12 protein-coding genes and 1 pseudogene are annotated in these 20,667 nt (G+C 53.9%); 3 read left to right on the forward strand and 10 right to left on the reverse strand.

Annotated features, from left to right (window positions below; genetic code table 11):
* A partial coding sequence (locus HMPREF9141_RS13735; protein WP_218916015.1) for a hypothetical protein occupies positions 1-195 on the forward strand: 195 nt, incomplete at its 5' end.
* Positions 196-245: 50 nt separating this feature from the next.
* Here HMPREF9141_RS13735 and aspA read toward each other — a convergent pair.
* The 9 genes and pseudogenes from aspA to HMPREF9141_RS11960 form a co-directional block, all read right to left on the reverse strand.
* Positions 246-1,658, reverse strand: coding sequence for an aspartate ammonia-lyase (gene aspA / locus HMPREF9141_RS11920; protein WP_007369024.1), 1,413 nt, complete (start codon positions 1,656-1,658; stop codon positions 246-248).
* Positions 1,659-1,796: 138 nt separating this feature from the next.
* Positions 1,797-3,002, reverse strand: coding sequence for a porin (locus HMPREF9141_RS11925; RefSeq protein WP_007369025.1), 1,206 nt, complete (start codon positions 3,000-3,002; stop codon positions 1,797-1,799).
* A gap of 32 nt (positions 3,003-3,034) precedes the next feature.
* A pseudogene (locus HMPREF9141_RS11930) lies at positions 3,035-3,610 on the reverse strand (asparaginase domain-containing protein); the annotation flags it as partial.
* Between the two features lie 146 nt (positions 3,611-3,756).
* The gene (locus HMPREF9141_RS11935) at positions 3,757-5,076 is read right to left on the reverse strand and encodes an anaerobic C4-dicarboxylate transporter family protein (RefSeq protein ID WP_040555120.1); all 1,320 of its coding nucleotides are present in this window, start codon (positions 5,074-5,076) and stop codon (positions 3,757-3,759) included.
* Between the two features lie 517 nt (positions 5,077-5,593).
* Entirely contained in the window at positions 5,594-7,609 is a 2,016-nt protein-coding gene (locus HMPREF9141_RS11940) for an alpha-amylase family glycosyl hydrolase (protein ID WP_040554900.1), read from the reverse strand.
* A gap of 346 nt (positions 7,610-7,955) precedes the next feature.
* A complete protein-coding gene (locus HMPREF9141_RS11945) occupies positions 7,956-8,963 on the reverse strand; it encodes an Outer membrane protein SusF domain-containing protein (RefSeq protein ID WP_040555121.1) in 1,008 nt (335 codons plus the stop codon).
* Between the two features lie 82 nt (positions 8,964-9,045).
* On the reverse strand, positions 9,046-10,227 hold the full coding sequence (locus HMPREF9141_RS11950; RefSeq protein WP_007369030.1) for a SusE domain-containing protein: 1,182 nt from the start codon (positions 10,225-10,227) through the stop codon (positions 9,046-9,048).
* A 45-nt stretch (positions 10,228-10,272) separates the two neighbouring features.
* A complete protein-coding gene (locus tag HMPREF9141_RS11955) occupies positions 10,273-11,907 on the reverse strand; it encodes a RagB/SusD family nutrient uptake outer membrane protein (RefSeq protein ID WP_007369031.1) in 1,635 nt (544 codons plus the stop codon).
* A gap of 21 nt (positions 11,908-11,928) precedes the next feature.
* Positions 11,929-14,994 carry a SusC/RagA family TonB-linked outer membrane protein gene (locus HMPREF9141_RS11960; RefSeq protein ID WP_040555123.1) on the reverse strand — a complete coding sequence of 1,022 codons (3,066 nt, stop codon included), beginning with the start codon at positions 14,992-14,994 and terminating at the stop codon, positions 11,929-11,931.
* 278 nt (positions 14,995-15,272) lie between these two features.
* On the opposite strand from HMPREF9141_RS11960, the gene HMPREF9141_RS11965 reads away from it, so the two are divergent.
* Together HMPREF9141_RS11965 and HMPREF9141_RS11970 are read left to right on the forward strand one after the other, a co-directional pair.
* Positions 15,273-16,298, forward strand: coding sequence for a LacI family DNA-binding transcriptional regulator (locus HMPREF9141_RS11965; RefSeq protein WP_007369033.1), 1,026 nt, complete (start codon positions 15,273-15,275; stop codon positions 16,296-16,298).
* A 205-nt stretch (positions 16,299-16,503) separates the two neighbouring features.
* Positions 16,504-17,832 carry an MFS transporter gene (locus HMPREF9141_RS11970; RefSeq protein WP_007369034.1) on the forward strand — a complete coding sequence of 443 codons (1,329 nt, stop codon included), beginning with the start codon at positions 16,504-16,506 and terminating at the stop codon, positions 17,830-17,832.
* A 942-nt stretch (positions 17,833-18,774) separates the two neighbouring features.
* Here HMPREF9141_RS11970 and HMPREF9141_RS11975 read toward each other — a convergent pair.
* Positions 18,775-20,658, reverse strand: coding sequence for a glycoside hydrolase family 13 protein (locus HMPREF9141_RS11975; RefSeq protein ID WP_040555125.1), 1,884 nt, complete (start codon positions 20,656-20,658; stop codon positions 18,775-18,777).
* Positions 20,659-20,667: the final 9 nt, after the last annotated feature.

A 20,667-nucleotide genomic window follows, 5' to 3' on the forward strand; every position in this document is an offset into this window, starting at 1 on the left:
ACTGACCCAAAAGAAGGCTCAGTAGAAAAGAGGTGGGGAAACTTTTTGCCGCGCCGGCGAACCGAAGGCGGATCAAAACCCGGGATTCAGAAAAACCTCCTCTCCTGTTTGACCGTTTCCACCTCTCATAAACACCCAAGCAACCGCTATCACCGAGTTGCCAACTCGTTGGTAGCGGTTGTTCTTTATAAATGACAGCTGCCTTTAGCCGGAATCGGGGGCTTACACACCCTCGGTCCTGCCGTTTACTTCACGAGTTCCTCCGATTTGAGCATGTGCTCGGGAGAGAGGATGGCATCCAGCTTCTCCTTGGACAGCAACTTGTGGTCGAGCACGAGGTCGTAGACCGACCCGCCGGTTTCGAGCGCCTCCTTGGCGATCTTCGTGCTGTTCTTGTAGCCGATATAGGGATTCAAGGCGGTTACGATGCCGATGGAATGCTTTACCATTTCGAGGCAACGCTCCTTGTTCACTGTAATACCGTCGATACACTTCTCGCGCAGGGTATCCATGGCATTCGGAAGCCATGTCAGGTCTTCGATCAGACACTCCGTGATGATCGGTTCCATGACATTCAACTGCAGCTGGCCGGCCTCGGCAGCAATCATGATCGTCGTATCGTTGCCGATGACCTTGAAGCAGGTCTGGTTGGTCACCTCGGGAATAACAGGATTCACCTTACCCGGCATGATGCTTGAGCCCGGTGCCATCGGGGGAAGGTTGATCTCGTTCAGACCGCAGCGAGGACCTGAAGCAAGGAGGCGGAGGTCGTTGCAGATCTTGGACAGCTTGACGGCCAGGCGTTTCAGTGCGCTGGAATAGCTGACGTATGCACCTGTGTCAGGTGTCGCCTCAACGAGATCGGTACCAGCTACGAATTCCATGCCGGTAAGCTCACTGAGCTTCTGGGCACAGATCTTCGGGAAGCCCGGGGCAGCGTTCAACCCCGTGCCGATGGCCGTACCGCCCATGTTGATTTCATGAAGGAGGGCCGCATTGCGGTTGAGGTTGGCGATTTCCTCCTCCAGGGTGTTGGCGAAGGCGTTGAACTCCTGTCCGCTCGTCATCGGCACAGCATCCTGCAGCTGTGTGCGTCCCATCTTGATGACGTTCTTGAACTCTTCTCCCTTCTTGCGGAAGGCGTCGATCAACAGGTTCAGATGTTCTATCAGTTTCTTGTTCAAGAGGATAAGTGTCAGACGGATGGTCGTCGGATAGACATCATTGGTAGACTGTCCGCAGTTGGCATGGTCGTTGGGCGCACAGTACTGGAACTCGCCTTTCTTGTGTCCCATGATTTCACAGGCACGGTTGGCAATCACTTCATTGGCATTCATGTTGACGGATGTGCCGGCACCGCCCTGCACCATGTCAGTCACAAAGTTCTCGTGCATCTTGCCGGCGATGATTTCCCGGCATGCCTGTGCCATGGCATCAGCCACCTCATCGCTGATTTCACCCAGCTGGCGGTTGGTCTCCACGGCAGCCAGCTTGACGTACGCAATGGCGACAACGTAGTCGGGATAGTCGCACATACGCTTGCGCGAGATGTGATAGTTGTTGATGGCACGCTGTGTCTGCACGCCGTAATAAGCCTCCTCCGGTACCTGAAGCTCGCCCAGGAGGTCGCTTTCTACACGAAATTTCTTTTCTTCCATGATTTTAATTGATAAAGTTAGTATTGTTGTTCTTTTCTGTTAAAGTCAGTGTTATGATGCGACTGTTCCGAAAGTCTCTGTGTTAGGGATATCTGACACACCTTCAGCCTGTTGTTCTGTTCCTGTACGTTTTCTCCTTTAGTAAGCCTTGATTCTGTACATGAATCCCAGCTCGATGCGGTTGGTATTGTACCTGTCGAGTCCGACTCCCTCCTTGTAAGTCACTTTCCTGCCGATGTAAGCAAGGAAGAAACGCAGGTCCTGGCTCTTGACAGGATAATACTCCACACTGCCGATGTAACTATAGCTCTTGCGGAAGTCCTTGAGCCGTTCCGTCTTCTTCACACTGACCTGCTCGGACGCTCCTTTCAGCATGAGATTCCACTGTGGGGCGAACTGCCAGTTGAGCTTTGTCACGAACGAGTTGTAGTGTACGTCGCTGAGCCAGACCCTGCCCGAGAATCCTGTAACAGAAGGTGCGACATCACCTGTCGCTATTCCCAGACGGTCCAGTCCGTCGAACTCACCCATATAGTCAAAGTACCACTGTATCCTGTCAAGGTTCAGTTTCTGTCCCAGAAAGACCATACGGCTGTATTTATGGCGTGCCTCTCCCTGCAATCCCCACGACCAGCGGGTCTGAAGCCTGTCATGCAGGAAGCTGCCGTTCCAGTTTACGATGTAGGTAAGCGGGTTGTGCGACTTTTCCAGTGCTCTGGTGTGTGTTCCGTCAGCCTCCACAGCCATGGGATTGTCACCGTACACCTCGTTGAATTTCTCATTGTGGGAATTGGTGACTCCAAGAGCAAGTTCCTGTGAGGGAACCGGCCTGCAGGTTGCTATCACACCGGCCATGTAGATGTCAAGTGCTCCTGCAAGTTCCGAGAATTCATAGATATGCAGCGGGTTTTCATCATACTCGAAACCGCCCCAGGTCTGACACAGCTTACCGCCTTCCAGCTTGAACTTGTCGGAAAACCTGTAACCGATCATCATGATGTCGGTAGCCTTGGCAAAATTATCTTCCCCCTTGGCTTCGTTCGACTTGTCCAGCCTGTGACGCAGACGGTAGTAAAGCCTGTCGGTCAGGTTACCTTTTATTTCCAGACGGAGCAGCCTGTTGGCAAAGGCCGTACCCCACTTGTGGTCAGCATCAGACTTCGCCTGCACGCTGGCAGCATAGTTGATGTAGACATTGAACATATCGTTGTGTTTTTTCAGGCCGGCAACCTCTTCGGCCAGCGACTTGAACTGTCCGTCGTCGGCTCCATAACCATGGTTGTCCTGTGCCTCTGCACCCAGAGAGAGAGCAAGCAGACAGGCACATAATAGATTCTTTTTCATGTCGTTGGATCTTGATTGGCTGAAGCGGAACGGTCTGTCGTATGGTACTTGATGAGTGCCTTCGCTGAAGACAATTCGTTTTTCATGCAGGCCGCCACACCGTGTCCTTCCGAAGACAGGTCGACGGGTGTGCAGACACCGTTGTAGAGGTTGGCCGGCCCGTCAGCAAAGGCAGCCGTCGAGGGGCGCATGGCCCCGACAAGGACTACCGGCTTGTCAGAGTGGACCGTCAGCGAAAGGAGGCAGGCGGTATCCTCCATAGTATCAGTGCCGTGCGTAATCAGCACACCGTCATACCCCTCCCTGTTCAAAGGGTCGTCCACACGCTTGGCGAGCTTCAGCCATACCTCATCGTTCATATCCTGACTGTCAGCGTTGGCAAGCTGCCCACCGGTCACGTCCGCAATGTCCTTTCCCTGAGGAACAGCTTCTGTCAGCGACAGGATGTCCGCCTGCCCAGCACCGTATGCCGAACCTGTAGACGATGCAGACACGCCGGCAATGGTATCTCCTGCAGCGATGATGCGGGACCTGGGGGTCTGCGCCATGGCAGCTGCCGGCATCACCACTGCCATCAGTGTCAGGAATGTAATCTTGAAGATTCTCATAAGAACTGAAAATTATTAAAATGTATCTGCCTGAAGGGACATAGGCACCGGCAGGTGGAAAAGCTAGACAGACATCCTGTTTACAGCCATCAGCACCTGCCGCATCTTCCTCCTTTGGAGGAGCTTATCCTCACCGCCTTTTCCTCCTACAGGAACTGTATCACCAGCACCCCCAGCCCGATGGACACCACCGTGGTAATGAATCCCGGCAGCTGGAAGCTGTGGTTGACGACATACCTGCCCACGTGCGTCGTACCCGTCCTGTCGAAATCGATGGCAGCCACCTCCGTAGGATAGTTCGGAAGGAAGAAGTAGCCATTGCAGGCAGGGAACATGGCAATGAGCAACAACGGATTCACCCCCAAGGCAATGCCGACAGGGTAAAGTGTCGTCACCGTTGCCGCCTGCGAGAAGAGCATGATGCTCAACAGGAAAAGCGCCACGGCGAAGAGTATCGGTGCGGAAGTGATCATGGAAGACAAGGCCGCATCCAGGACTTTCTCGTTGCCCATGTAGAAGGTGTTGCCCATCCAGGCTACACCGAAGATGGCGACCACCGCATTCATGCCTGCCTTGAAGACATTGCCATTGACTGCATCCCCCACTTTCCCTTTTCCGACGAGCAGTATCAGGGCGGCATCAGACATCATGATCATCTCTATCGTCTGACTCATCGACACCCCCTCCGGACGAAGCCCTGGAAAGAAGCCGAAGACGACTACCACCGCCACACCGAAGAGGAAGGCGAGAACAGAACGCTTCGCAGCCCGACTGTTCTCCGTCCCGGCCACGACACCTGCCTCCCGGACTTCATCCGGACTGATGAGGCCGGCAGCCACCCGCCGCTTATACTCCGGATCCTCTTCCAGCTCCTTGCCGACATGGTTCTCTACGAACGCAGCGACAAGTATAGACAGGAAGGCCGTCGGCACACAGACCATCAGCACCGTCCCCAGTTCTATCCCTTTGGCTCCCAGCAGATCCTGGCTGATCAGTGCCGCCGTGGCCGCACTCACAGGACTGCAGGTGATGCCGAGCGAGGCCGCTATCACGCTGAGGCTCAGCGGACGCTCCGGACGTATCTTGTTGGCTTGCGCAACCTCCGAAATGATCGGCAGCAGGGAATAGGATGTATGGGCAGTACCTGCCACGACACAGAACAGCCAGCAGATAATCGGCCCGAAATAAGTAATGTGATCCGGATGATGCCGGAGAAACCTTGCCGCTACCCCCACAAGATAGTCCAGACCGCCTGAGGCCTGAAGGGCTGAGGCCGCCGTAATGACGGCTACGATAATCATCATGACATCAACGGGGGGCGTGCCGGGCGTGAGGCGGAAGCCGTAGACAAGGACAAACACCCCCACCATGCCAAAGACTCCCAGCCCGATGCCTCCGATACGTGTGCCGATGAAAATCAAGGACAAGACGATCAGCAGTTCTATGATAACCAGTGCTGTTGCCATAAGCAGTGTCTTGAATGGCGTGTAATGGATCCACATCGCAAATATAGGAAAAATATCAATAGCTTTCTAAAACCAATCAGCAAAAACAGACGGTTTAACAAACTTTAGCTTCACAAAGCCACCTCCCCCGCCGATTCCGAGCCGGACGGAACAGAAGACGTGACACTTTGATTCTCTGAAGGTGCAAAAAGGAACCGTCAGCAGGCTGCACAGACAGATATTCCCAACCGGTTGGGAACCGAGTTCCCAACGCCTGGGAAACCTGTTCCCAACGCCTGGGAATGATGTTCCCGGCCGACAAGGAATTATCGGATGCAGCGTTCTGAAGACAACACCCGCCGACGAGACCTCCTCCCATGTGTGTCTCCACCCCGTGAAAGACCTTGCCACTGCATCCAGAGCCTGACGGTCCTGTCACGAAAAAGGCGGACACACACGTGCCCGCCATTGCCTGTCGTCATTAAAATATTACTTGAATCGTTGTCTTGTCCTCATGTCTCCCGATGCGGCAGATTCCCTACCGGACGACTATCTTCCGCCCGGCATGGATGTAAATGCCGCGCTGCACCGGACGGGCGGAAAGCCGCTGGCCGGAGAGCGTATAATAAGCACTGTCTGCCACATTCCTGCCAGCCTGCACATTGTCAATGCCCATGGCAGCCGTCTTGTCAGTAAGCGTAAACTTCCCGTTCTCCTTCGTTGAGGAGATTTCAAAGTAGGAGGTCTTCTTCACCCGCTCGACATCCAGCGTCTGGTTGTCGCTCGCAGTAGCTGCTGTTCCGATGCAGAACACGAAGTTCACGTAGTCGTCTGCATTGTTGAGGGTATAGTCCTTATAGTACCATTTCTTTCCGTCTTTGGTTTCCGCTGTCGTCACACGGTCGCCCGGCCACGCCGTACCCTTGTGCGTGCCGCCCCAGGAGTGATAGTTCACGTAGCTGTTCCAGCCCACCTTATCGGCATTCACATAGACCCGGATGGTCTGCGGCGTGAACGGTACGGGGCGTTTCACTTTGTAGGAGCGGGTAATGACCTTGCCCACAACTCCATTGACGAGCAGTGCCACCTTCAAGGTCGTCTCACCCTCGGGGATGGTTATCTCAGTATCTGAAGCTACCTGTGTGCTGCCTGCCGTGGGTGTCGTACCGTTCGTTGTATAAACAAGCCTGGCATCCGCATGAGCTGACACAGCCGTCAGCTTTACTTTCAAATCCTCAGTCTCATACGTACCGCTTGCCTTGTCCGCCCATGGTGTCTCTGCCTCACGGGCGAGATAGTAAGCATAGTGATAGCCGCTGAGCAGCTTTGCATAACGCCCCGGGGATACAGACAGCCCGTTGGCACCCTTGCCGACAACCACCAGCAACTTGCCGTTCGTTCCCTCGACGGTATTGGCATAGTAGTCTTTCGAGGAACGGTAGGGCAGATAGCTGCTCGTATTCGTCACGCCAGCCAGCTTGCGGGCGGCGATCATCGCCTTGATTTCCTTCGGATAAGCCAGGTAATGGGCATAGAACACACAAGGCGTGCCCGGCATTGCCAGCAGATAGGCATTCGCGGCAAGCGTGTCCCGGCGGATGGGATCCTGAGGTTCGGAAGCCGAACGATACTGCATATCATGGTTCTCAACAAAGGTGACGGCATACTGCCGGTACTTCCCATCCTCGACCGTAAGCCCCGATGCCCCTGCGAGCTTCCGCCAGTCGTCGGCATTGACGGCATCACGCACCGTATAGCGGAAGGCGAAGTCGAAGGCCGCGCTCTTCTTGCCGGTGGCGTCGATCCACGACTTCACCGTATTGGCATTGCCGTCCCAGTACTCGCCGACAGAGTACTTCACGTTGGCAGCCGCATTATAGTCGCCGATGTGCGAACCGGCAAAGCCCTTCACCATGTCATAACGGAAGCCGGCATAACCGAGATCGTTGAGCAGGTAATTCTCGTATGCCTTCACGATTTTCTGCACGTTCGCTTGCTTGTGGTCGAGGTCGCGCATACCGTCCCATCCCTCTCCTTCGTCATCGTTCGGACTAAGCTGCACCCCTATACGGCGGGCCTCAACGGCCGCTTTCCCATTGTCGTCGTTGGCACAGACATCCGTAGAACGGTGCTGATAAGTCACCCCCTTGTAGGCCTCGGCAGGGAAGCCGAACCAGCCGCTGTTCGTGCCGTGATGGTTGATGACGACATCGGCGATGGTCCCGATGCCTTTTGCCTTGAAAGTCTTTATCATGCTGCGGAGCTCCGCCTCCGTACCGAACGAGGAGTTCTGGTTGAAGTAATAAAGCGGATCATAGCCCATCGACTTCGATGCAGCCGCCTTGCCGCTCTGCGGCACCCATACAAGGTCGAAGCAGCCGGCGAAATCGTCGGCTTTCTTCTCCAACACCGTCCATTGGGAGTCGTCGAATGAATCCCAGTAGAAGCCCTGCAGCATCACGCCGCCGTAGCCGGCCGGCCAGCCCTGTACTCCCTGTGCCATAGAACAGAGAGAGAGTGCCAAAGTAAATGCACCTGCTAACATTCGTTTCATATAGATCTCAATTTTTAGTTCGTCTGTCTCTGGAGTCAGGAAGAATAAAAGGAGTCAAGGGGATAAAAGATTCCACCGCAACACTCCGATATATCCCATACTCTAAATGACACATTCAGCCATTGTCAGTAGGTACAAAGGTAACCATTAATCATCTGCCACACGACATATTGTCCTTCTGCCATGCAAAATCTTGATGCAAACGTTTGCACTCGTATTTTCAATTCTGTGCGGGTTTCCACCGACATTCCCCAAAGAAACGTTCCATCCGTTTCATTCGTCCAACAAAAAAGGTGCATCAGCTTTCACACCGATACACCTCTTTCTCAATTTATAAATCCTGTATTTATGGAGCTACTTCCATTGTGCAATGAGACTTGGTATCACACAGAAGGTAGAGTTTGATGTTGTACTTACCGGCTGCAACCTTGATATTGCCGCCCTTGAGAGTAATGTCGGCCAATGAGCCGCCCCAGTCTAAATCCCAGGCTTCGTTGGCACGGAATTTTATCTCACCCTCAGTCAGTGTGATGCCTTTGATTTCCCAGCACTTGTCTGTTGCGTTGTAGGTCATTGCCTGGTCGCTGTCCCATCCGCCTGCTGTTGCAGAACCGATGATACCGACACGGTTGATAGCAGTGTAGGTAAGTGCCTGTGACGTGAGGTCGACATCCACCTTGTAGAAGCCCTCAGGCTCTGTCATGACGATGTTGCCACCTTTCTCGACGAGTCCTTCGCCATAATCGGTACCGTTCCAGTCCTGCTGGGTAGCGAACTTGAAGCCGTTCTGGTTGAGGTACATGAAGCCCGTGTACTTGCCGTCGGCATCAGGGCTATAGAGCGGATTACTGAACGACCAGCCGTTGGCATCGCCCGACATGTACAGATACTGCGTGAAAGCCGGTGCGACACAGGTGACCTTTGCCTTCACGTTCTGTGTGAGTGAAAAGCCCTCGCCACGCTGCAGTCTCACCTTGTTCGTAACAGCGACAGCCACTTCGTGCAGGTCGCCGTTCTTGCCATAGAGGTTCTCTACGGCGGAGACGAGTTCTGAACTCTTCACCTTTCCGCCCTCACTGGCATTCAGTGTCGCCGTCTTGCTGTTGCTGGAGAGTACGGCCGTCAACGTCTGGGAAGTTACGGCATCTGCAGAAACCAACGTCGGAACGAACAGCTGGACTGAGTCGGCCGTCTCCGTCTTGAAATCGATGGCCGGTGCTTCAGCGACGGTAAATTTCACTTCGCCGGCTGTCTCTGCACCGTTGGCCTGTGGCTTAGCCCACTCTTCATATTCATCGTTACCGCAACTTGCCAGCAGCAACGCGGCACTTGCCATGATAAACAATTTCTTCATTTCGATTCTTCTTGTTATGTGAGGAGGACGCGCCGCCATGGTTGTGCCTGCCGGCACGTCCCCTGTAATCATCCTTAATAAACTATTGCTTTACAAAAGAATACTGACCCGTAATATCGTTGAAGTAGACCGTGTAGGTGCCCTTCTTGTTACGGATGTTCTTTCCGCCCTTGGTGGCAACACCGTAAGGGAACGCCTCAGCACCCCAGTTGTCGTCCCAGGCCCCGTTGGCAGCGAACTTGCAGCCCTCGCCGTCGGCACCGGTAGACTTCTCCGTGAAGGTCACGGTACCCTTCCAGTCGTGGTTCTCAACGACCGAGGTCTCGGCTGTCAGCGGCGTGCCGCCGGCAGCATTCCAGCTGTCATGTTTGCCTGGAAGTGCCATCGAGGCATAGGCAGTAGGTGCTGCTCCCGTGTACTTCTCGATTTTCAACTTCAAATTCTTCGTATCGTAAGTAATCGTGTAGTAACCTGCTTCCGGAACTATAATATCTCCGGAACCACCGTCGTTGTACTTGAAGTCGCCGAAGCTTGCACCCTGACCGACCTGACCGTCATTCCAGCTTGAAGGATTCTTCTTCAGCTTGAAGCCGGCTGTTGACAGGTAACCCGTCCAGGAGATGACACCCTTTCCGGTCTTCTTGTCATACTCCTGGCCCTCCATAGGCAGCAATGGAACCACCTGACTGTTGCCCCAGGAACCGTCACCGAACGATCCGCCGACGAGGTACCACGTCTCGACCGGTGCGTCGGAAAGTTCAACATAGTAAGGAGCAACGCTCACCTTCACCGGATTGGAGTAAATGGTATCACCTTTCACCAATGAATAGACACGCGCATAAAGTTCCTGGCTGGCAGGAGCCTTTCCCTCTTCATAACGTTCCATCTTCTCGACGGCCGTAGCAAGGTCGGCAGCAGAGACCGATGTAGAGCAAGTCGTTGTCGGCGAACCTACAGGCGCATAGTCGCCCCGCTCGCTATCCATATCCACCACCTGGTCGACAGACTTCGTCCACTTATTGGTGGTAGAGAACTGCATACCGTACTCAGCCGATACCGGGAAGCCGTAATCCGGCTGTGACCAACTGAAGTTCAGGCCATTGGCAACCTTCAGGTCGACTGTCTGGGCTGCGTATGCAGGTGTATTCAGCGTGAAGGTTTTCGGTGTCTGGAGGGTCGGATTGTTGTCCAGATCCTTCTCGCAGGCAGAGAACAGCGCCACACTTGCACACAACAGCAATGATGACTTTATTATTGATTTCATATTGATTGTTCTTTAATCGTTTTGCTTTCTATTGTTCTGTACGTGTCACTTCGATGAATACCCCGGGTTCTGTGCCAGATTGCCGTTGGCTGTCAGGTCGCTCGTAGGAATCGGGAAGAGGTTGAGGTGAGCATCAAAGTTACGGCCGTTCTTCACACCGCCCTTCCAGCTCCAGTTGTAGTTGATGTTGCCGCCGAAATAGCCGAAGCGGATCAGCGTCGTACGGCGCAGGCCCTCGAAGTAGAACTCGCGGCTCCACTCGTCGCAGATCTGGCGGAGAGAGTAAGCTGTATGGGTCGTTGCATGAGCACGGCTGCGGAGTTCGTTGATGTACTTCGCACCATCGGCGGTCGTCGTACCGCCGTTCTGGCGGGCATCAGCCTCGGCATACATCAGGTAAGCCTCGGCAGCACGCATAAGGAAGAAGTCGGCATCAGGGAACTTGGAATCGTGTCCGGCAGAACCGTCCGTCTTGAAGTTGTTGAACTTGCAGACAGAGAAGCCGTTGGTAAACACCTTCACGCCATTCTCATCATCGCCGTTGGTAACGTTGCGTCCGTCACCGTCGAAGAGGGCACGGTCGTCGTCGGCTGCCGCCGGCATGGCATATGCACTGATATTGGGAGCATCGTTGTTCGGGAAGAACTTCTGTACAAGGTCGGGACGCATACGGTTGCCGGCCCATCCTTCTGTGGTGTTGTTGCCCTTTTCCGTGGCACTCTTCACACGCTCCTTGTTGTCGTTGCAACCTGCCATGAGGAAGAGGGTCGTACCCCATGAAGTGGTCTTCTTGCCATCCTGCAGAATCGGGAAGATGGCCTCAACGGAGGAACCGTTCTCACCATTGTCTCCCATGAACAGCTGCTGGTAGGCACTCCACTGTCCCTTCTTCGCAGTGTAGAGCTTGTAAGGAGAGTCGATGACTTTCTTGGCATAGGTCTTCGCATCTGCCCAGTCGGCAGTGCCGGTATATACCTCGGCATTCATGTAGAGACGTGCCAGAAGCAGCCAGGCTGCAGCCTTGTCAACACGGCCGTAACCCTGGGTGGAAGAAACCTTGGGCTGCGGTTCGTTCAGTCCCTGTTCAATCTCCTTCAGCTCGCCGACCAGCCATTTGTAGAGGTCAGCACGCTTGATACGCGGAGGTTTCGTTGAAGAGATAGCTGTCGTGAAAGGAACATTTCCCCATTCATCCAACAGATAATAATAGTTCAGCGCACGGATGAAGCGTACCTCTGCCGACATCGTTGCGTTGTAGTCGCCGTAATCTGACAGATACTGGTTGCAGTAGGTGATACCCACACAAAGACGGTTATAAAATCCCTTCAGCATGGGGTTGGACGCATCGTAGGTGTTGAAGTTGAAGTTGGCAACACCCTCGTCTCCCCATGAGCAGATGGCCTCGTCGGTTGGCAGCTCCTGCGAGTTGAACAGCTGACGGATGTAACCACTCGTACCACCGTCGATACCGTCAACATCACAGTCGCCGTTGGCACCGCCGTTTCCGGCCATGGCAATGTGGGCATAACACTTGTTGAACGAGCTTTCTGCCGGCGTATTCTCCTTCGTATTGAGGTTCGGGTCAATCGGCTTGACATCCAGGTCACCCGTACAAGAGGAGAGTCCTACAGACAGCAGAAGCGCTGCCGCAGAGAACATATATTTGAATTTAGTATTCATTGTCTTAACTCTTTAATAGATTTAGAAATTCAGGTTCAACCCCAGGATGAACGAGATAGGACGCGGATAGAGGTTGTTGTCAATGCCGTTGAACACCTCCGGGTCGAGACCCTTATACTTGGTGATGCAGAACACGTTGTTGACAGTTCCGTAGATACGGCCGGAGATACCGTTCCATGAACCCTGCTTGAGAAGGTTCGCGAAGCTGTAACCCAGTGTCACGTTGTCCATCTTCAGGAAGGAAGCGTTCTGTACCCAGTAGTCACTCTGTGTTGAGGTCGGATCATTTGACAGCCAGTTGTCACCCACAACTTCTGAAGGACGGTTTACAAGGAACTTGCCTTTCGGGAAAAGATCCGAAGTCGACATATTGGAAGTACTTGCAAAAGCGTCATTGTAGACATAGTTGCCGATGCTTGCACGGAGTGCGAAGCCGAGATCCCAGTTATGGTACTCGAGGCGGGAAGCAAAGCCCATGGTGACAGGAGCTGCCGGTTTCTTGTAGTAGTACTTGTCTGCATCGGTGATCTTGCCGTCGCCGTTGCGGTCTACGACAACACCCTCCAGCGGCTTTCCGTTCTTGTCGTATGCCTGCTGGAACACGTGGAAAGAATTGACTGCATTGCCTACGTGCTGCGCCTGGATGTTTCCGCCTGTGCCGGCAGAGATACCGCCTGTAGGAACGTAATAGTCAGGGTCAGAACCACCGTTGAGGTCGGTGATCTTGTTGTAGTTGTAGGTGAAGTTGTAATCCATCGTCCAGTTGATGTCCTTGGAGTTCACAGCCAGCCAGTGAATGCTTGCCTCGACACCCGTGTTGTACATCGATCCGATGTTGCTCATCACCTCGTTGCGGAAGTTGGAGCCCGCCGATACGGTCGCTTTGTTGAGGAGGTCGCTGGTCTTGCGGTAGTACCAGTCGACGGTACCGGAAAGACGCTGCCTGAGGACACCCCAGTCAAGACCTATGTTATAGGAGGTGGTCGTCTCCCACTTCAGTGTCGGATCATACGCCTTCGGACGGGCCAGAGAGCCGTCCCCGGCAATTGGATAGTAAGAGTCGTTGCCTGTGTTCATTTCGTACACAGCGAAATAGTTGTAGTCGCCGATCCCTTCCTGCTGACCGGTCATACCCCAGCTGAGACGGAGCTTCAGGTCGGACAGCCAGTCGATCTGCTTCAGCATGTTCTCCTCGTTCATGCGCCATGCGAAGGCGAAGGACGGGAACACAGCCCAGTGGTCCTGGAAACGGGAAGAACCGTCGTCACGTACTGTTGCCGTCACCATGTAGCGGCCATCCATCAGAGACCAGTTGGCACGGCCGAAGAAAGAAACGAGGTAGTTTTCCGTCGCATAGTCATAGTAAGTGCGGTTGCGCTCCTTGCCGGCAAGGCTGGTGTCCTTGTTCGTCGAAGGATAGAAGCTCCAGTAAGAGTTATGGGTGTTGTGCCAGAAGTGTGCCCACTCGTAGCCGGCCATGATGTCAAAGTGGTTCTTGGCCTTGTCGTTGAAGTCGTGGTAGTACTGTGCGTAAGCAGACAGCTGCATATTGCGCTTCAACTGTGACTCCCAGCCGTATGAGCCATAGTAGACAGCCAGCGGGGAAGCCGGATCGACATCCGTTACCTGGCGTCCCTTTGCAACATCAAGGCCTGCCGTCACGTGGAGGCGCAGGTCCTCAAAGCCGTGTACCTTATAGTCGATATCCGCACTGCCGAGGAAGTCGCGGCTGATGGCACGGTCGTTCTTCAGGTTGAGGATAGACACCGGGTTCTTGGTTGCCAGAGAATAGAATGTCATCGGCCATGTCGGATCGTTGAGGGCTGTACCGTCATCCGTCCACTGGTAATAACCGCCGAAGTTGTTGAAACCGTCTGCATAGACAGGCTGTGTCGGGTCGAACTGACGTGCAGCCTTGATGGCCTCGCCGTCAGCGTAGCGGTTCTTGGTCCACATACCCTTGGCATTCAGGGTGACCTTCAAGTGGTCGTTCAGAAGAGAAGGGCTTAATGTCAGGGCACCCGTGAAACGCTCGAAGCTGGAGGTCTTGACGATACCCTGCTGGTTGGTATATCCCGCACTGACACGGTAAGGCAGCCAGTTGGCAGCCTGACCGGACACAGCTACGTTGTGGTCGTGGCCGATGGCGGTACGGAAGATTTCGTTCTGCCAGTTGGTATTGGCCTTGCCCAGGCTTCCGTAAGCTGTCGGGACCTTGTTGCCGTTAGCGTCCAGCGTGTACAGTGCCGTACCGTACTTGCTCTTTATCAGGTCACGGTACTCATCAGCCGACAGCACGTCAAGGTTCTTCGACTTCGTGCTGACGGTAAAGCTGCCGTTATAAGAAATCTGCATACCGCGACGGCCCTTCTTGGTGGTGATGATGATGACACCATTCGAACCACGTGAACCGTAGATAGCTGTAGCGGAAGCGTCCTTCAGGACGTTGAACGACTCAATATCCTGCGGATTGACGAGAGAGAGCGGATTGGCCACACCCTTGACACCAGTCTGGTCCATAGCCACACCGTCGATGACAATCAACGGACTGTTGGAAGCATTCAGTGACGAACCGCCACGGATACGGATGTTAGAACCGCCACCCGGCGTACCGCCGTCATTGGTGACGCTCACACCGGCAACTTTGCCGGCGAGCATATCCTGCGCATTGACAACCAGGCCCTTGTTCTTGCCGTCCGGCTTCAGAGCCGTGACAGAACCGGTAAGGTCGCTCTTCTTCACAGCACCGTAACCGATGACAACGACTTCGTTCATCTGCTGTGCCACGTCTTCCTTGAGCGTGACGACCATGCCATTGGATGCAGCGACCTGCTGCTTCTGATAACCAATGTAGGAGATTGTCAAGGTTGCACCGGGCTGTACGTTGACAGAGAAGTTACCGTCAAGGTCGGTCACCGTACCGTTGGATGTTCCGTTGATAAGGACGGAAGCACCAATGACGGGCTCGCCGGCAGCATCCTTCACCTGTCCAGTAACAGTAGACTGTGCAAAAGCACTGACTGAAAGGAACAGACCCAGCAGAAGGGTCAGCATCCTGACAGGAAATTTGCATTTTACCTGCTTCATCATTTTTGTTAATTAAAAGATTATAAATTGATTAAAGTTATTTTATATACACTTCGTCAAGGTCGGTTAATAGCCGATAGCATTGGCTTATCTGCTGCAAAGTTAATCGAGTTTGAGGGATTTCACACTTTTTTGTCTTTGAAAATGTTATTTAGTCTGCGCAAACGTTTGCACAAATAAATTATGAATTAATAAATTGACATAGGTCAAACGATTTGTGAAAAATGTGTATATTTGCGTGACCAAAACAACAATCAGGCTAAGAACAGCTAAATCGAATGGTTGACACACCCAGCATAACGATGAAGGATATCGCACGGGACCTTGGTGTTTCCGTGGCGACAGTGTCCCGCGCCCTCAAAGACAGCCCCCGGATTTCCGTCGAGAAGCGGGAGGAAATAAAGAGGTATGCGCGCGAACATTATTTTTCTCCGAACATCATTGCTGAAAGTCTGCGGAAGAGCAAGGTGCAGCCCATCAAAATCATCGGCGTCATCATCCCGCAGCTCTCCCATTTCTATTTTTCATCCATCCTCTCGGGAATCGAGGAAGAGGCTTCGGCACGAGGCTACCGGCTGATGGTTGCACAGAGCCGGGAGAACTACGAAGACGAAGTGAAAATCTGTCAGGCGTTCTCAGAGAGCAAGGTATGCGGCATCATCGTGTCACAGGCCAAGAATACGACCAAGTACGACCATTTCCAGCGGCTGCTCAAGCACGGTGTCCCTGTCGTCTTCTACGACCGCATCTGCACGGGCGTCAATGCCAGCCGGGTCGTCGTCGACGACTACATGGGGGCGTACGCTGCCGTCACCCATCTCATCGATACGGGATGCAGACATATTGCCTTCTACGGCACGACACTGACCATGGAGATCGGCAAAAACCGCTACAACGGCTACCGCGACGCTCTGCTCAAGCACGGTATGCGGCCCGACGACCTCCTGATAAGGAACTGTGACAACCGGGCTGACGCAGAGGCCATCACCCCCGACATCATGAGCCTGGCCACCCCTCCAGACGCTTTCTTCGCCGTCAACGACGACACTGCCATCGGCATCCTTTATTCCTGCAAGCGCATGGGCTACCGTGTGCCGGAGGATATCTCCATCTGCGGATTCACCAACGGAGAGCGTGCCGTGGCCTGCGAACCGATGCTGACAACCGTAGAGCAGCGCGGGACACAGGTGGGCGAAGAGGCTGCCAACATCCTCATCGATCAGGTGGAGGGTGCCTTGCCGAAGGACCGGGTGGAGAAACGGGTGGTAAGGACAAGGCTGATCATCAGGGGGACAACAAAGTAAGTCCCCCAACCCTTCCGAAGGAGGGGAATACCTACGGAAGCCCGTCTGCAGAAGGCTCATCAACGCCCATCATCACCGCATCAACGCCTATCATCGCCTACAACCACCTATAACCGCCTATAACTGCCTATAACTGCCTATAACCGCCTATAACCGCCTCCCCCTCCTCTGGAGGATTCGGGGAGGCCTAAAAACAAATACAACAATGAAGCAAAAGCCTAACTTAAGTTTCTGGCAGCTCTGGAATCTCAGTTTCGGATTCTTCGGAGTGCAGATTGCCTATGCGCTGCAAAGCGCAAACATCTCCCGCATCTTCGCGACACTGGGTGCTGACCCGCATAAACTCAGCTATTTCTGGATACTCCCGCCGCTGATGGGCATCATCGTACAGCCGATCGTCGGGACACTGTCCGACAAGACATGGACACGCTTCGGACGGCGCATCCCCTATCTCTTCATCGGGGCTGCCGTTGCCGTCCTCGTGATGTGCCTGCTGCCCAATGCCGGGTCGTTCGGCATGGCGGTATCGACGGCAATGGTCTTCGGACTGCTCTCGCTGATGTTTCTCGACACGAGCATCAACATGGCCATGCAACCGTTCAAGATGCTGGTGGGCGACATGGTCAACGAGAAGCAGAAGACGCTCGCCTACTCCATACAGTCGTTCCTCTGCAACGCCGGATCCATTGCGGGCTACGTTTTCCCCTACTTCTTCACCCTGCTGGGCATCTCCAACCAGGCGCCGCTGGGAGTCATCCCCGACTCCGTGGTCTATTCCTTTTATATCGGTGCGGCCATTCTCATCCTCTGTGTCATCTACACGACTGCCAAGGTAAAGGAAATGCCACCGGAGGAATATGCTAAGTACCACAGCCTGAAGAAGGCCAACAATGAATCGAAGGCAAGCATGATCACCCTCCTGAAGAATGCGCCGGCCACCTTCTGGAAAGTGGGCCTGGTACAGTTCTTCTGCTGGTTTGCCTTCATGTATATGTGGACTTACACCAACGGCACCGTGGCAGCCAACTGCTGGGGCGTGGATATGTTTGCAGCTGACGCCACCACAACCACGGGCTATCAGGAAGCCGGCAACTGGGTGGGCATCCTCTTTGCCGTGCAGGCCATCGGCTCCGTAGCATGGGCAATGGTGCTCCCACAGTTCAAGAACCGCAAGATGGCATACGCCCTTTCGCTTGTCTTAGGCGGCATCGGCTTCACCATGGCGGCCTACGTCCACGACCAGTACCTGCTGTTCCTCCCGTTCGTCCTCATCGGCTGCGCCTGGGCGGCAATGCTTGCCATGCCGTTCACCTTCGTCACGAATGCGCTGGAAGGCTACGGACACATGGGGGCATACCTCGGTCTCTTCAACGGCACCATCTGCATACCGCAGATCGTTGCTGCTGCAGTAGGCGGCGTACTGCTTCATCTGGTGGGCTCCGTACAGAGCAACATGATGGTGGTTGCCGGCGTCGCCCTCATCCTCGGTGCGCTCTCCGTCGGCATCATCAAGGACCGCCGCACGGCAGAATAGGGTTTCACAACTCTTTTTATATATCTCTCTGAAGAACAAGGTGTGTTGAATGGCGATTCAACACACCTTTCTTTTGGTTCTTCCGTTGTGCGGATGCTTTTCGTATAGCTTTAACGGAAGAACAGAAGTGATTCATTCAACAAAAACACAGCCAAGACCGTCAACAGTCTATCCTGTTATCCTCCTCCGATACAAAAACCTTTTCATTAACACGTTGGAAAAACAGATAAGACATTGAAAAGTCATTACACAATTCAAACAAATCATCTGCGAACATAAAAACACACGTACAAAAAGAAAAATTGTAACCGACAGTCAATCAGCTGGTTATTAGGCCATTTGTAAAAGGTGCTTAATTGGGCCTCAAAAGGGCGTTGGTAATGCGCAGAAAGAGCACCTGCTGCAAGTCAATCAGGCTTCTTTTAGAAGCCAGAAGAGCATGTGTCCGCTTTGGCTGCATGAAAACAGTTTACAGACACTGATGATATGGGAAGTTGTTTGCAGAAGAGGAAAGACAGGCTGATGGACAGGCTTCGTATCAATCTGCCTTTTCAGCATTTCATCGGTTCTTCCGAAATATGGAGTGATAAAGCAAGCCTGCTACATAATAAAGCATACAGAGAAGCGGAGGAAAACCATCACGTACAGGTCAGACAGGGCTTTCCACGTCACTGCAATACCTGTTAAAGGTTAACGTCCGGCTTATGTGGGAAGTGTTGACCGGACTGGAACAGAAGCCGGCAAAGGGACGGCGATGCCAGGACATCGTCTGTAACGACAGACTCCCTGCCGCCATCCTCCATTCACGACAGCAGGGGCTGCCGGCATCTGCCGGCAGCCCCTGCTGTTGTATATAATTAAGGTGGAATAAAGTGTCCCACGACCCTCAGACCTTCCTTTCCCGCAGGAAAAGGGAATGTAACCCTGTGTTCTGTACACCTGTCAGAAACTGAGAATCATTGTCTGACGGTGTCCCAGCGGGATGTTCCTGGTCAGGTCGACGGACTTGCCTGTGGTGATGTCGGTGGCTGTCGCATGTGTTCCGATTACTTCGGCATAGCGTCCGACTTCAAGCTGGTTGTCGGCTTTCCTTCCGTTGAGGACGGTGAGTACGGTCCTGCCTTTATGTTGACGGGCAAGCACATAGACCCCGTGCCAGGGGATGAACTGTGTCTGCGAACCACGGGTGATGACTTCGTTGTTCTGCCGCCAGTGCAGCAGTCGGCGGATCCAGTCGTACATGGCATTCTCGGCTGCAGTGCGTCCTTCAGACGTGAACTTGCTGACCTTGTCGCCCGGGAAACCGCCGGGGAAGTCCTTGCGGACATTGCCGTCGGTCACCTCCTTGGTGCCGTTCATCAGTATTTCCGTACCATAATAGAGCTGCGGGATGCGGTTCATCGTCAGCAGGAGGGCATAAGCCTGCTTCAAAGCCGTAGAGTCCTTTCCGTTTCCGAGAAAGCGGTCGGTATCGTGGTTTTCGATGAATGCCATCACGAATGACGGGTTGGTGTAGAGATAGTCATAGCAGAGGGAGTTGTAGATACGGTTCAGTCCCTTCCACCAATCGTCCGTCTCTTCGTGCTTCGCCTGTGAAAGGCGGTCGAAGAAGGCGAAGTCCATCACAGTCTTCAGGTAGCTGTTGATGTCCGACAGTTTGCTGTCCTTCTGCCAGGCTGCCGTGTAAGCCGGCTCTGTGACCCATGTCTCGCCCACGGCGTTGAAATTGGGATATTCCGCATCGAGTGCCTTCATCCACGCTGCCATTGCCTTGCGGTCGGCATAGGGGTAGGTGTCCATGCGGATGCCGTCGATGCCGACGGTCTCGATCCACCACTCGGAGTTCTGGATAAGGTACTTGATGACATGCGGGTTGCGCTGGTTGAGGTCGGGCATGGACGACACGAACCACCCGTCCACGGTCTCCGCCATGTCCACCTTGCTGGCATACGGGTCGAGAACAGGGGTGAGCTTGTAACTTGTCTGCAGTCCGTAGCCGGGATGGTTGAACCAGTCTTTTGACGGTACGTCCTTGTTCCAGGGGTGGTAGTCGCCGCAATGATTGAAGATCATGTCCATGACGACCTTCAGTCCTTTCCTGTGACAGGCGTCGACAAGTGCCTTGTATTCCTCGTTCGTACCGAAGCGCGGGTCGACACGGTAGTAGTCGGTGGTGGCATATCCGTGATAGGTACTGTATTTCCCGCCGTCAGCAGGACGGTCATTCTCCAGTACCGGCGTGAACCAAAGGGCTGTCACGCCGAGGTCGGTAAAGTAGTCGAGGTGCTGTCGGATGCCTTCCAGATCGCCGCCGTGCCGCAGACTCGGTTCGTTGCGGTTGCAGAGCTGATCCTGCATGCCCTTGACGATGTCGTTCTTCGGATTGCCGTCGGCGAAGCGGTCGGGCATGAGCATGTACAGAACATCCGAGTTGTCAAACCCTTTCCGGTCGGCACCGGCCATGGCACGGGCTTTGAGCTGGAGCTTCTGTCGGGTGGTCTTACCGTTTTTGTTCGTGAAGCTGAGGGTCACTTCTCCTGGCTTCGCATCTTTCAGGTTGAGGTAAACGAGGAGATAGTTCGGCGAGTCGAGCCGCACGAGCGAGTCTATCCTTGCATTCGGATAGTCGGTGGACACATCCGAGAACTTGATGTCCTTGCCGTAGACCATCAGCTGGAGTGTCGGATCCTGCATCCCGGCGAACCAGCTGGCAGGCTCGATGCGCGATATGACAGGCGCGGATGGACGTTGACGGGCGGCTATTGGCATTGACACAGTGAACAGTAAAAGGAGGACAGACTTGCTGAAAACTTGTTTGAATTTCATATTCGGTTC

This window comes from Prevotella multiformis DSM 16608 (assembly GCF_000191065.1).
Lineage (GTDB): Bacteria > Bacteroidota > Bacteroidia > Bacteroidales > Bacteroidaceae > Prevotella > Prevotella multiformis.